General features: G+C 57.4%; 10 protein-coding genes. 3 read left to right on the top strand and 7 right to left on the bottom strand.

The features are described from left to right. Nucleotides 1-14 precede the first annotated feature (14 nt). Nucleotides 15-668: a tRNA (guanosine(46)-N7)-methyltransferase TrmB gene (trmB, locus tag ABD890_RS08005; RefSeq protein WP_345087642.1), complete on the top strand. Its 654-nt coding sequence runs from the start codon at nt 15-17 to the stop codon at nt 666-668. Between the two features lie 93 nt (nt 669-761). On the opposite strand, the gene ABD890_RS08000 is transcribed toward trmB, so the two are convergent. Continuing rightward, nucleotides 762-2384, bottom strand: coding sequence for an amidophosphoribosyltransferase (locus ABD890_RS08000; protein ID WP_345087639.1), 1623 nt, complete (start codon nt 2382-2384; stop codon nt 762-764). Nucleotides 2385-2712: 328 nt separating this feature from the next. Between ABD890_RS08000 and proB the strand changes: the two genes are divergently transcribed. Continuing rightward, nucleotides 2713-3855, top strand: a complete 1143-nt coding sequence (gene proB, locus ABD890_RS07995; protein WP_345087637.1) for a glutamate 5-kinase — start codon at nt 2713-2715, stop codon at nt 3853-3855. A 10-nt stretch (nt 3856-3865) separates the two neighbouring features. Here proB and ABD890_RS07990 read toward each other — a convergent pair whose 3' ends face one another. Genes ABD890_RS07990 through ABD890_RS07980 form a run of 3 tightly spaced genes read right to left on the bottom strand, consistent with a single transcriptional unit; the run spans nt 3866 to nt 6572 of the window. Further along, on the bottom strand, nt 3866-4312 hold the full coding sequence (locus tag ABD890_RS07990; RefSeq protein WP_345087635.1) for a hypothetical protein: 447 nt from the start codon (nt 4310-4312) through the stop codon (nt 3866-3868). A gap of 17 nt (nt 4313-4329) precedes the next feature. After that, nucleotides 4330-6348 carry a sodium:solute symporter family protein gene (locus ABD890_RS07985; RefSeq protein ID WP_345087633.1) on the bottom strand — a complete coding sequence of 673 codons (2019 nt, stop codon included), beginning with the start codon at nt 6346-6348 and terminating at the stop codon, nt 4330-4332. Then, complete coding sequence (locus ABD890_RS07980; RefSeq protein WP_345087631.1) at nt 6348-6572, bottom strand: DUF3311 domain-containing protein; 225 nt, start codon at nt 6570-6572, stop codon at nt 6348-6350. The genes ABD890_RS07985 and ABD890_RS07980 overlap by 1 nt, the downstream gene beginning before the upstream one ends. 267 nt (nt 6573-6839) lie before the next feature. Here ABD890_RS07980 and ABD890_RS07975 point away from each other — a divergent pair, with 267 nt between their 5' ends. Beyond that, nucleotides 6840-8231, top strand: coding sequence for an FAD-dependent oxidoreductase (locus tag ABD890_RS07975; protein WP_345087629.1), 1392 nt, complete (start codon nt 6840-6842; stop codon nt 8229-8231). Here the strand turns inward: ABD890_RS07975 and ABD890_RS07970 are convergent. The 3 genes from ABD890_RS07970 to ABD890_RS07960 all read right to left on the bottom strand — a co-directional run bounded on the left by ABD890_RS07970 (nt 8228) and on the right by ABD890_RS07960 (nt 12558). After that, nucleotides 8228-8773: a hypothetical protein gene (locus ABD890_RS07970; protein ID WP_345087627.1), complete on the bottom strand. Its 546-nt coding sequence runs from the start codon at nt 8771-8773 to the stop codon at nt 8228-8230. The two genes, ABD890_RS07975 and ABD890_RS07970, sit on opposite strands and share 4 nt — an antisense overlap. 66 nt (nt 8774-8839) lie before the next feature. Next, a complete protein-coding gene (locus ABD890_RS07965; protein WP_345087625.1) occupies nt 8840-10687 on the bottom strand; it encodes a polyprenyl synthetase family protein in 1848 nt (615 codons plus the stop codon). Between the two features lie 17 nt (nt 10688-10704). Beyond that, on the bottom strand, nt 10705-12558 hold the full coding sequence (locus ABD890_RS07960) for a prenyltransferase/squalene oxidase repeat-containing protein (RefSeq protein ID WP_345087623.1): 1854 nt from the start codon (nt 12556-12558) through the stop codon (nt 10705-10707). Between the last annotated feature and the right edge of the window lie 103 nt (nt 12559-12661).

The following is a 12661-nucleotide window of genomic DNA, read 5'->3' as shown; positions in this document are numbered from 1 at the left end:
CTTCACGAATTGTCATGGGCCGTAAAGCACTTCCGAAACTGAATCCTGACGTCGATTTCTCGAAGCACTTTTTCACGCCAGAGGCGCTCGAGACGCAGCCAGACCTGCAGTCTTACTTTCCAACACAGCAACCGCTGGAAGTGGAAGTGGGGACCGGCAAGGGTTTGTTCATGAAGAATGCCTCGGGCATGACCCCGGGGCACAACTTCCTGGGGATCGAAATCGCCTTCAAGTACGCTCGCTTCGCTGGCTATAAGCTGGCCAAAGAAGGGCGGACCAACGCCGTCATGTTCCATGGCGACGGGCAAAAGATCTTCCGCGAAACGATTCCGGCCGAATCGTTGGAAGCAGTCCATGTGTACTTCCCGGATCCTTGGTGGAAGGCTCGGCATCACCGTCGGCGGTTGATGAACGAAGAATTCTGTCAGCAGATCGAACGCGTGCTGCGAGTTGGTGGCAAGCTGCATTTCTGGACCGACGTGCTCGATTACTTCGAGATGGCGGTCGAGTCCCTGCACAAGGTGACGAAGCTTCAAGGGCCGATCGACGTCGACGAATCGCCAGCCGAACACGACCTCGACTATCGAACCCACTTCGAGCGACGCATGCGGAAGAACGAGATGGATGTCTTTCGCAGTCAGTTCGTGAAGCAGGAATCAGTCGCTTAGCGTTTGCCACCCGTTCTCATTCGAAACAACAAGAGCCCAGGTCGATCGGCGGCCTGGGCTCTTGGTTTATCAGCGTGTTGCTAACGCAATGCGTTAGGCACCGGTCGAAGTCGCGGCGTGTTCTTCCTGGCGACGTTCGTAGGTTCGGCTGCCTTCTTCGACGACTTCGTCCTTCGATTCCAGGGCGATCTGGTAAAGGCGTTCGCCACCCGGCGTTGGATATTCGCCGGTAATGCAGGCCTGGCAAAGCTTGTCGCCAGGGAAGTTGACCGCTCGAGCGATCGAATCAACCGGCAGGTACCGCAGCGAGTCCGCACCGAGTTGTTCGGCCATGGCGTCTTGCATTTCTTCCGTCAGCAAATAGCTGTCGCCCATGAACTTGGGAGCGAACAACTCGCTGATCGTCGACATGTCGATACCGTAGAAGCACGGAGCTATGATTGGCGGGCAAGCGACACGGACATGGATTTCCTTGGCGCCGCCTCGTTCTCGCAGGCGATTGATCAGCACCTTCATCGTGGTGCTACGAACGATCGAGTCTTCCACCAGGAAGATCCGTTTGCCTTCCAGGACTTCTCGCAGCGGCGTGTATTTGATTTCCGCGGCCCGACGGCGTTTGCTGCCGCTTTCGATGAAGGTTCGGCCGGAGTAGCGATTGCGGATCAGGCCTTCGCGGGAAGGAATGCCCAGTTTGAAAGCCATTGCGTCGGCGGCTGCCTTGCTGGTGTCCGGCACCGGGACAACGATCGTATCGCCATCGTCGAGTGGAATCTCGTTTCGTTCCTGTTCGATGGCGGCCAGTTCTTCGCCCAGATTGGTTCGACTTACGTAGACACTTTGCCCGTCGAGCGTGCTGGCGACGTTGGCGAAGTAGATCCACTCGAAGAAACAGTGAGCCGTTCGCTTTGGTTCGATGAACTCGTGAACTTCGACCTTGCCATCGGTGATCGTTACTGCGTGGCCTGGTTCGACGTTCTTGATTTCGTCTTCTTCGAAGCCGATGTTGATCAGGGCGACACTTTCGCTCGCGGCGGCAAACAGCGATCCCTGAACGGCGTAGCACAGTGGCTTGATGCCGTAAGGATCACGAGCGACCAGCATCTCGCCGTAGGCGTTCAGCATGACCATGCTGTAGGCCCCATCGAAACGGGGGGCGGCACGCCGCAAGGCTTCGAGCATCGAGATTCGTTTCTCGCCGGTCATTTCCCGGCTGATCTCGTGCATGATGATTTCGGTGTCGGTTTCGCGGCTCAGGTGATGGTCGTCGTCGGCCAGCAGGCGATCACGAAGCTCGCTATAGTTCGACAGCTGTCCGTTGAATGCGAAGCTGAACCACTTGTGCTTCACCAGATGGTGCCGCTCGAAAGGCTGGGCGTAGCTCTTGTCGTCCTGGCCACAGGTCGCGTAGCGAACGTGTCCGATGGCAGCCCGGCCCGCGAATTCCCGCATCAGCGACTCGCTCTTGCCGCGGTGCGACAATCGAAACACTTCCTGCACGGTACCGATGTCTCGGTGAGTCGTGATCAGTTGGTTTCGTTTGGGATTGAAGGTCGTGAAGCCAGCCGCCAATTGCCCGCGATTCTGGATATCCAAAAGCATTCGCGGCATGATTCGCGAAACTTCTTCCGGTCCTTGATCAGGGCAGAGAGGGCTTTCTCCAAGGCCAGGAAGGTGATAGATCGCCGCGATACCACATTCGTGGAAGAGTTCACTCATAGAATCTCAGTTCAATCCTGCCGAGTTTGCAGAGACTCGCAACCTCACTGGGATGCGAGAGGGGCGTGGGCCGGAAACAGCAAGCACGAAGATATTGTAAAGACGCATCCCTGAATCCTCAACCGTCAACTATTCGAACTCTCGGATTCCCCCATCACGATGGGTGCTGGTTTATGACCGATGGCACCGCTGCCAACGACTTTACGGCCTGAACTTACGTCAGGCGGTCTCTCCGGGGCTCTAGCGGCAATCCCCCATGGCAAGCTGACCGTCAGGCTCTAAGATATCCGTACTGGCCCTCTCATTTTTTCCTTGAAACCTCGCCACTATGACCGACTTGCTGCGGCAGGAAATCACGACTTCCGCTCATACCATCGTCGTCAAAGTTGGGACGCGCGTCCTGACGACCGATCAGGGAGTCTTAAACGAAGAGCAAATCACCCAACTGGGTAGGCAGTTAGCCGAGCTTGCGGCAACGGGTCGACGGGTCGTGCTGGTTTCAAGTGGGGCTGTCGGGGCCGGGATGAGCCAGCTGGGGCTCACCAAGCGGCCGACCGACCTTGCTCGGCTGCAGGCCGTCGCTGCCGTCGGTCAGGCCAAGTTGATCGAGATCTACGACCGGGCCCTGCGTGATAACGGTCGGCATGCGGCCCAAGTGCTGCTGACCGCCGAAGATCTCGACGATCGCACGCGCTACTTGAACATTCGCAACACACTGCTCAGCGTGCTCGACTTCGGTGCCATTCCGATTATCAACGAGAATGACACTGTGGCGGTTGAAGAACTGATGCTCACCTTCGGCGACAACGATCGCCTGGCGGCACGCGTTACCAATCTGATTCGTGCTCCGTTGCTGATTTTGCTTTCGGACGTGCAGGGTTTGTACAACGGTTCGCCGGAACTGCCCGAATCGAAGCTGCTGTCGGTGGTGCCGAAGCTGGACGAAGAAGTCCTTTCATTTGCCCGCGATAAGAAGACCGGTCACTCGAAGGGGGGCATGGCCAGCAAGCTGGAAGCGGCTCGCATGGTGACCTCGACCGGCGAGAACATGATCATCGCTTCGGGACGAATCCCAGACGTGCTGACCAAGTTGATCGCCGGCGAAGAGATCGGCACGCTGTTTCTGGCTCAAGGCAAAGCAGTCACGCCACGCAAGCGTTGGATTGGCTATTCGGTTCAACCTCGTGGCGATCTGATGGTCGACGATGGCGCCGCGCGTGCCCTGGGTGAAAAGGGTAAGAGTCTGCTGCCGATCGGTGTGACCGAAGTTCGCGGTTCGTTTGGCAAAGGAGACGTCGTCCGCGTCTGCAATGCCCAAGGGCAAGAGATCGCTCGGGGGCTGACCAATTACACGTCGGAAGAAGTGGGGCAGATTCTCGGAAGCCGCAGCGATCAGATCGAAGGGATTCTCGGAGTTCATCCCTACGACGAAATCATCCATCGCGACAACATGACTGTGAGTCGAGTCTAGCCACCGACCGCTAAAACGCCTCAATCCGAATCGGGGCGCTGCCCGGCGAGAGGTCAAAGATTAGATCTCTCGGGAAGCCAAGTTTCGCAATGCACGCCATGGCCTGCTCCAACATGGCACGATCGATCGACTCGCATTCCAGCACCACGATCAGCGTGACGAAGTGGGGCGGAGCTTTCTGGCGATAGGCATAAAGGCCTGGGCCTGCCGGCGTGACATGTCCGAAGGTATACGCCTGAATGAGGCAGGCGTCTTCGTGAAGTTCCCACCAGGCATCGACATTGCGGCAATCGGCGGGCGTCAGATCGAGTTCTGCTAGAAGGTCCGCGTCATCGGCAAACGGATGAGTCGGAAGATATCGGCCGTGACCCCTGGGATGCGACAGAAGATTACCGAGCGAGAACGCTGTCCGACTCTGAAAGTCAGACAGACGTTCTCGCTGGTAATGGTTGGTCATTAAGCGTTGGCCTGAGGTTAGCTCTTCTCGGGGAAGAAGCGTTTCAGGTGCTCTTCACTTGGTGGTCGTGTAACCAGCGAAACCACCACCATAGCGATGGCCGAGCCAATCACCATCGTTGCGGCTGGGTTCATGTGAAGCACCGTGTACTGGGTGTTGCCGGCAAAGTCCGAGTCGTAGAAGAAGTAACACCACATCGCGAAAGCCGAGATCACACAAGCGTAAGCCCCTGGCTTGGTCAGCCGCTTCCAGTAAAGCGAAGCGAAGACCAGCGGGAACATGCTCGAGAACCCAGCGAACGTCCAAACGCCGAGAGAGAACACACTTCGCGGTTCTAACAAACTGAGCCCATACGTCACCGCCACGATCGCGATGATGAAGCAGCGAGCGATGATCACGACCTGCTTGTCGGTGAAGCGATCTTTGCCGCCGTAATGGACCACGATGTCTTCGGTGAACATGGTACCAATGCAGAGGAACTGGCTGTCGAGCGACGACATGATTGCCGCTAACACGCCCGCGATCAGCAGCCCGGAAAGCAGCGGCGTACTCATGTCGCTCACCATCTTCGAGAGCACCGCATTCTGGTTGAAGTGCGGAGGAATCATCGGGGCAGGGCCGTTCATGGCGGAGGTCGCCCAGACACCGACCAGCACGCAAGGAATCCAGACGATGGCGATGAACAACGGGTGCAGCACCACCGGCAGCTTGAAGCTGGAAGCACTCTTGGCGGTCAGCCAGTGCTGGAACAAGTGCGGGAACATGCCGACCGACAGCGGAACGAACATGTACGAGATGAACTCGAGATAGTGCATGCCGTGAGGCTTTTCTGGCGACCACTTGGTGGCCTTGTAAACGCCTTCCGCACGCTTGCGAGTCCACTTCTTGCCCTTGCTCGGATCGTTCGGATCGAGGTCGTCATCGGGGTGGCCAATGTTCTTGCTATAGGTCTCGTCGGTGAACGCACGCTCCGAGGCGGCTTCGTTGCGAGGAACATGATTCAGTTCTTCACCCGACAGAATCGCCACGCTCCAGGAAGAAGGGACTTCTTCTGGCATGAAGCGGTCGTCCTGCATCACGTACGCCTTGTTTTTATCCAAGGTCGAAAGGTTCAGCAGGTTGTTCTTGGCAGCGAAGGTGGCTTCTGCACGAGCCTTCCAGTTACCGATCTTGGGGCCTTTGTAGGCACCCACGGCTTCTTGCTTCTGCTCGTCGGTCAGCTTCAACGTGCCTGCTTCGTTGGCGGCGTAGTTGTATTCCGCCAGCGTACGCCATTTGGCGAGGTCCGACTCGTAGGTGTCTAGGTCTTGCTGGGCGACGTCGCGGATGAGCTTGGAAGGATGCTTCTCAGCGACCGCTTGCGAGGCAGCTTGCAGCCCGCCCAGTTCGCTCGAAATGATCCAGAAGGTGATGATACCTAGCACCATGAAGACCATCGTTTGGAATGCGTTGGCCCACGCCGTACCTCGCATACCGCCGAAGAAAACATAGACCAGCACGACGATCGAAATCACCAAACTGCCCAGTGCCGGCGGAACGCCGTAATCGTGGGTGGCGAAAAATTCGTTGCGGAATGCGCCCTGGGTCACCGCGCTGACGACGGTGCCGGACGACATCACGCCGATCAGCAGGTAAGGAACGACCAGGCCGACCAGGATCGGGAACATCAGGATGCCGATTTTGTCGCTCTGGAGGCGATCGCGGAAGTATTGAATCTGCGTCGTGTAGCCATACTTCTTACCAAGCGACCACAGTTTGATGCCCAGCACAAAGAAGCAAAGCGAGTGGATGATACCGCTGGAAGAAGCCAGCAAACCATACACGCCAACACCTTCTGCATACGCTTCGCCCGTCGAACCGACCAGGGCGAATGCGGTCATCGTGGTGCCGAAGAGGCTCATCAACAGCAAGAACGGACCAATCGAGTGACTGGCCAGCATGTAGTCTTTACTGGAACCGCGAAACAAGGTGCTCGCGAAGATGCCCAAGCCCAACAGCAGGGCAAGATAAATACAGATGACAATCAATGGTACCATTACTCGCCTCCCTCCGATTGCTTTTCAACTTCTTCGATTAGGTCGGTAGGCCAGGCGAAGATCGTCGCCAGGAACCAGACACATGCGGCGCCAATGGAAATGCCGCCTTGCCAAAGAAGTGTGATCGGCATAAATCCGAACACTAAGGTGCCATTGTCCCAAAGCCAGAGGTCCTGGCGGAGAATGATTAGGGCTACGACCAGTAGCCAGACCATGTATCTCATGGGTGTGCGGCCTTCGAGCTTGAGTGGGGCGGGCAAAACACGTTGAAAAGACAGTTGGTTGAACAACTATTGGCCTATTCTAAACGTCTCGGTGGCGCGATGCCATACGAGATATAGCAACTTTTCCGGCCGTTTCTTTCTGCTTGTGCCTCATTGGTTTCGTTGGAGAAACCACTCTGGCGGTGGTACACTAAAAACATGATCATTTGGTGATTCCTTCCTTTCAGTTCTTCGCCTGCCCCAACCGACCTTGCTGCGAGGCTCCTCATGTCGAATTCCCTTTCCCGTCGTCAACTCTTGGCCGCTTCTGTTTCTGGTGTTTTGTTGCCGACTGCTTTGCACGCCGCTGACAACCAGAAGGAAACGCCTGGCCACGTAACCGAGCCGCAGCGCGACACTCCCATCGCAGGAACCACCGACGTTCTCGTTTGCGGTGGCGGACCAGCCGGCATCGCAGCCGCCATCAGCGCTGCCCGAACCGGTGCTTCGGTGCAGATCCTGGAAGCGCATGGTTGCCTCGGCGGTGTGTGGACCAGCGGGATGCTCTCGTACGTGATGGATGCCGAGAAGCCTGGCTTGAATGCCGAGCTTCCACGGCGCCTCGAAGAGATGGACGCCTTTCGCCCGAGCGGCCCGAAGAATTACATCTACGACATCGAGAGCATGAAAGTGTTGCTCGAACAGATGTGCGACGAAAACAAGATCAAGGTCCAGTATCACACGCGGATTGTGGCGGTCGAGAAAGATGCCTCGAATCGCGTGCGTGGCGTGATCACCGAATCGAAATCAGGTCGTCAGGCCTGGCGAGCCCATACGGTTGTTGATACGACCGGCGACGGCGATGTCGGTGCCTTGGCAGGCTGCGGTTGGGAGTTCGGACGCGATCAAGATTGTCCCTGCCAGCCGATGTCGATGATGGGAATCATCACCGCCAGTCCGGAAGCGTTGCAGCAGTTCGATCGTTTGAAAGGTGGTCAGACCAAAGACGAGTTCCGCGAATTCATCCAGAAAGCAGGTCACGATCCTTCCTATGCCAAGCCAACGCTATGGTACATGGGGGGGAGCGTTGCTGCGGTGATGATGAATCACGAGTATGGTGTCCGCCCCTTCGATGCGGCGGAGGTGACCGCCGCGACGATTCGTTCGCGTCGCGAGTTATACGAAATCTGCCAAGGGTTAAAGAACCTGGGTGGAGCGTGGAGTGATTGTCGCCTGGTAACGACGGCCGAACAGATCGGTGTGCGCGACGGTCGCCGCATCAAGGGACGCTACTTCGTGACGGTCGATGACGTTCGCCTTGGGGCTCGGCATGAAGATGCGATCTGCCGCAGCGAGTTCAGTGTCGATATTCATGCCGCGACCAAGGAAGCGAACAAGAAAGCGGCCTATGGTTCTGGTGGCGTGAAAGCAAAGCCGTTCGACATTCCGCTGCGGGCATTGATTGCCGCCGATGTCGATGGGTTGATGATGGCTGGACGCTGCATCAGTGGCGACTTCTTCGCGCATGCCAGCTATCGAGTGACTGGCAATGCGGTGGCCATGGGAGAAGCGGCCGGCGTTACATCGGCTCTGGCCGCCAAAGAAGGTAGCCTTCCACAAGATGTTGCCTGGAAGGCGGTCTCAGCAAAACTGCAATCGCTGCGAAAGCCAGTTGCTTAGTCGCGCGTGACGATTTCCAGCAGTTCGACGGCAGGCTCGCCGTTGCAATAAATCAAAGCCGTACGACCATAAACGGTTTCGTTCGGCTCGAGGGCCATCAGCTCTTGCAGTTCGCCTGCGGGCTGAACGTGCCAGAGGCAAGTCAGTTGCACTTCTCTTAAGACATTGTGCTCGATCAGCACGCGTCCCAGCGGAATGCGTTCGCTTTTGATTTCGTTGGCGGGTTCGTCGTCGAGGAACTCGCAGTTCAGACGAACGATCCCGTACTGAACCACTTTGCCATCGCTTTGCCGCGTGAGCAAAATCTTCCGCGAGTAGTACTGGCCGTCGGTTCGTTTTTCGAGCACTTTGACGTCGACGTTGCAGCCATGAAACTGCTCGACGGTGACGGTCATGTGCTCGTTGTGAGCCAGCAACTGATGGAAAGGAGGCGGGGTCTGCTGGGCCGAGACCTCTTCAAATTGCCCCAGTTCTTCTGCCCGATCGTAGAACAGGGCAATCAGTTCGCTAAGCTCAGGCATCGTATGGCGACAGGGATCCACATCAAATCCTTTTTCATGAAAAGGGAAGTCACTTGAGGTGGCCAACAGACTGGTCGAACGGTGGGGCTACGAAGTTGGCGCGGCTAAGGGGAACTCCAACGAAGTTGTCGGGATGACAATCGTCGGCTTGTGATCATCAGCGGTTTCCAGAATGGAATCCACCAGATAGTACAACAATCGTCGGAAGGCTTCCGGTTCGATTTCGTCGGCGATTTCTTCCGCTTTCGCTCGATATTTTTCTACGAGCTGCTCCGCGGCGTCGAAAACGCCTCCTTCGAGGTAAAGGGTTCGCACTCGCTGGATTTTGGCGGTCGCAGTCAGGTCTGGATCGTTCGCAATTTGAATGAGTTCGTTCTTGCGATCTTCTTTCAGGCTTTGCAGTGCCAGGGCCCACAGCACGGTCGGACGTCCGCCGATGATGTCGTTGCCGGCTGAAAGCTTGTTGTCGGAATCTCCGAACCAGTCCTTCAGGTCGTTCAAGATCTGGAATGCGACCCCCACGTGCCGGGCAAACTTGCGCATCTGATCGCGGTAGTCGTCTTTGGTTTGAGCCAAAGCGATGCCGCAGTGCAAGGCTGCCTCGAACGCCGGCGAAGTCTTCAGGGCATATATTTTCAGGGCGTCGATCGGAGTCAACTCTTTGCTGGTCGAGTCACGCCACATCAGTTCGGCGCCTTGCCCTTCGGACAATCGCATGTGGGCTTCGGCCAGTTGATCGACGATCTTCGCCACCACTTCCGCGCCCAGCGTTTTGACTTCGCGGCTGACCAGGCGATAGCCGAGCCCGATCATGTAGTCACCCAGGTTGATTCCAGTGGAAACACCGAACTGGCGATGCACGGTCGGCTCGCCATAGCGGAACTCGTCGTCGTCTTCGATATCGTCGTGGACGAGCGAGGCCTTGTGGAACGTTTCAATCGCCAGGGCCGCGCGTTTCACGGAGTCGGAATAGTTCGCGACATGGGCCGCACCGTCGGCAGTGGTGCCATGCCCGCCGGTTAACGCATCGTAAACGGCCAGCGTGGTGAACGGTCGCGAGTACTTACCGCCACGTCCGACGAAGTCGATCGCCAGACGCTCGGTCGCGGCAATCGGATCGAGGTTGGGCAGGTCGATCAGGTTCGCTTCGGCGGTCTTGGGCGTTTGTCGCTGCGGGGCGATCAATCGGTTCAAGTTCTGCGGCGCGAACATGTCTTGAGCGGCACGCATCAGGTGGACATAGGTTGCTGTTTTCTGCTGAGGTTCGCGATGCGGCAGGTGGATCATGTCGAAGACCCACTTCTCGTCGACCGATGTGTTTCGGCAATCGCTGGAATGCAGCGGAACCGCCATGCAGGGAATGCCAGCCAGCAAGATCTTGTCGAACGCCTTTTCCAGCACGTTCAAGCAGGCGACCCCAACCACCGCGTCGACATAGCCGCTGACCAGGATCTTCATCACGATCGGCGAGCCTTCCGCGACGAGCACGCGGTAGCCAAGCTCTTCGGCCTGCCCCCGATAATCGGCGATGCTGCATGCGCCGCATGTTTTGCAGTCGAGACCGAACTGGTCGTATTCGGCCGGGCACCCTTCGGCATGCTTCAAGCAGTGAGGCAGCAGGAAGAGGCGACGTTCAGGCGGAATCGCGGAGACCTGGTCACGCCAGAAGGCGGAGGTCATCATCACCATCGTCCAGCCAATATAGGACTCGGGCAGGTTCATCTCTTGCAGCAGGGCCCGGGTCAGCTGCTCCATTTCGTCCTTGGAGAGAGGACGTGATTTGTCGAGGTTCTCGCAAACCTGGTAGCAGCGATCACGGATCTCTTCGCGCAGGGCAAGACGATCGGGAACTTGCTTCAAATGAGCCGTTTTGCGACGACGGGAGACGCGCTTCTTGTCGCCGCGGTCTGATTCAGGCTGGGAGTGGGAAGGCATAGGCAACGCTAGTTATCTCAGTCTCTGTTTCCGCTGACGCTGGTGGGATTTTCGCGCACTGAAGATTCTATCGCTCGACAAGCATGGGCCAGAGCACTGACCGTCATGATTCGCGGGTAGAGCTTTTCATAATACCACAGCTTAGAGAAGTAAAAACCAATTGGAGAACATTCACCATGGGAATTTTCTTCCACTCGACGGCATAACCAATCGACCGCTTTTTCCCAGGCAGGGCTGTTTTCCGTTCCCTTATTGTCGCAGAGCAAGCCCTCAATGGCCAGCGCCGTCTCTTCGACGCTGCTCTCGTACTGCCCCTGGGTGCGATCAGAAATCGCCTTTCCACCCCCAAAACCACCGTCAGCATTCTGCTGGCTCGCAAGCCATTTGAGAGCCTTTGTTGCGGCTTGGCGATCTGATTCGCCAATATTGACCGGGGAAGCAGCGATATCGCGGAAGTAGTTCAGCACCTTCACGGTGCCATAGATTGGATTATCTTCTTCGGTTCGATCCTGGTTACCAAACCACAGTGGCAGCCAGGCGTCGTGCTGTTGCATCCGCTCCAGGTACTTTTGGCCTTGGTCCAGCCGACGCTGCGCTTCGGGCAAATCGCTTGCCCAAGCCGCGATTCCGCGCATCGCGTGGGCGGTGATGTCGCTGCCGCTGCGATCGAATGGTTGGGTGCCCCAGCCTTTGCAGAAGGTGGGCCAGCCGCCGTCGCTGTTCTGAAGATCCATCAGCCAGCGACATCCGTTGTGGGCTGCCTGCAAGATCTGCTCTTTGGTCGCGTCGTCGCAGTCGCCACGCTCGTAGAAGTACTTGAGGGCCAGCAGTGCTCCTGGCGTATCGTCGGCATCGGGAACGCTGCCACTTAAGTCGGTCCAGCCCCAAGCCCCTGGGGCGGCTCCGGTGAAGGGATGAATCGTCTTGGTCTGGCACGCGAGCAGCCAGTCCAGGCATTCCGGCGTGAGATGACTGTTGTCGTCTTCCAGCACTGAAAGGGCGTTGATCGAAAGGGTCGTAACCCAGGTCGCCAGGTTGGTATCGATCGGCCAACTGCCGTCTGGCCGGACCGAATCGCGAATGAACCGCAAGCCATTCTGGGCGACTTCGCTGTTGGCCCGAGCGGTCGCGGCGAGGCTCATCACGACGAAGCTGGTCAGCGGGATCGCTTCCAGGTAGCCGCCACTTTCAGGCTGCATCTTCGTCAGCACTTTTGCCGCTGGCTTGAAGGCGGCCGAGCGAATGCCGCGGATCAGCGGGTTCCACGGTTTATCGTGATAGAACTTGGCCTGGCCGATGCCGACCAGGGCAGGGATCGCGTAGCTGACGACCGGCAGCTTGATGAACTTGTAAAACGATTGTGGGAAAACGGCCGCTTCAAATGGGAGGGGCGAAACCTTCTTCCAGCTGACCAGCCGCGCCAAGGCATAGTTGGTCAGAATCGGAACGGCGAAAGTTTTGTCTTTGCCGTAGCGAGCACGCAATCCGGGAATCCCACCTTTCTCATCGATATACGCCTTGGCAGCCGACAGGACACTTGGGTGTTTCTCGGCATCGCCCGTCAAAGTGAGGGCCGCGACCGCCAGCATTGTGGTGGCAATATTCGAGTAACTGAGGTCCGTATCACCCCAGCCACCATCGCTGTTTTGGTTCGCCAGCAGGTAGTCGACACCCCCGCGAATGAGCGACGCATCAGCACGGCTGGATGCCGAGCCGTTGATCAGGGCTAACTGCAGCGCACTGACGGCTGTGGCGGTCGAAAGGGCGGAGGTCGAGAGTTCGCCGATCCAGTGCCCCGAAGGATCTCGCTCGCTGAGCAAGTCTTGCTTGGCTAGTTCATAGCAATGTCGGACACGGGCAGGATCGATCATGCAGAGTCAATTTCGGCTTCACAGAGGTCGTAAGCTGGTCTGTGCATACTAAATGGGAGGGCGCGGGGTGTCCATCCGATCGACCCTTTCCGCTGACTTTTAC

Origin of the sequence: Bremerella cremea (genome assembly GCF_039541315.1) — a bacterium.
In the GTDB taxonomy this organism is placed as follows: domain Bacteria; phylum Planctomycetota; class Planctomycetia; order Pirellulales; family Pirellulaceae; genus Bremerella; species Bremerella cremea.
The sequence above is the reverse complement of the archived record's forward strand: the minus strand, read 5'-3'. Positions and strand labels throughout refer to the sequence as shown.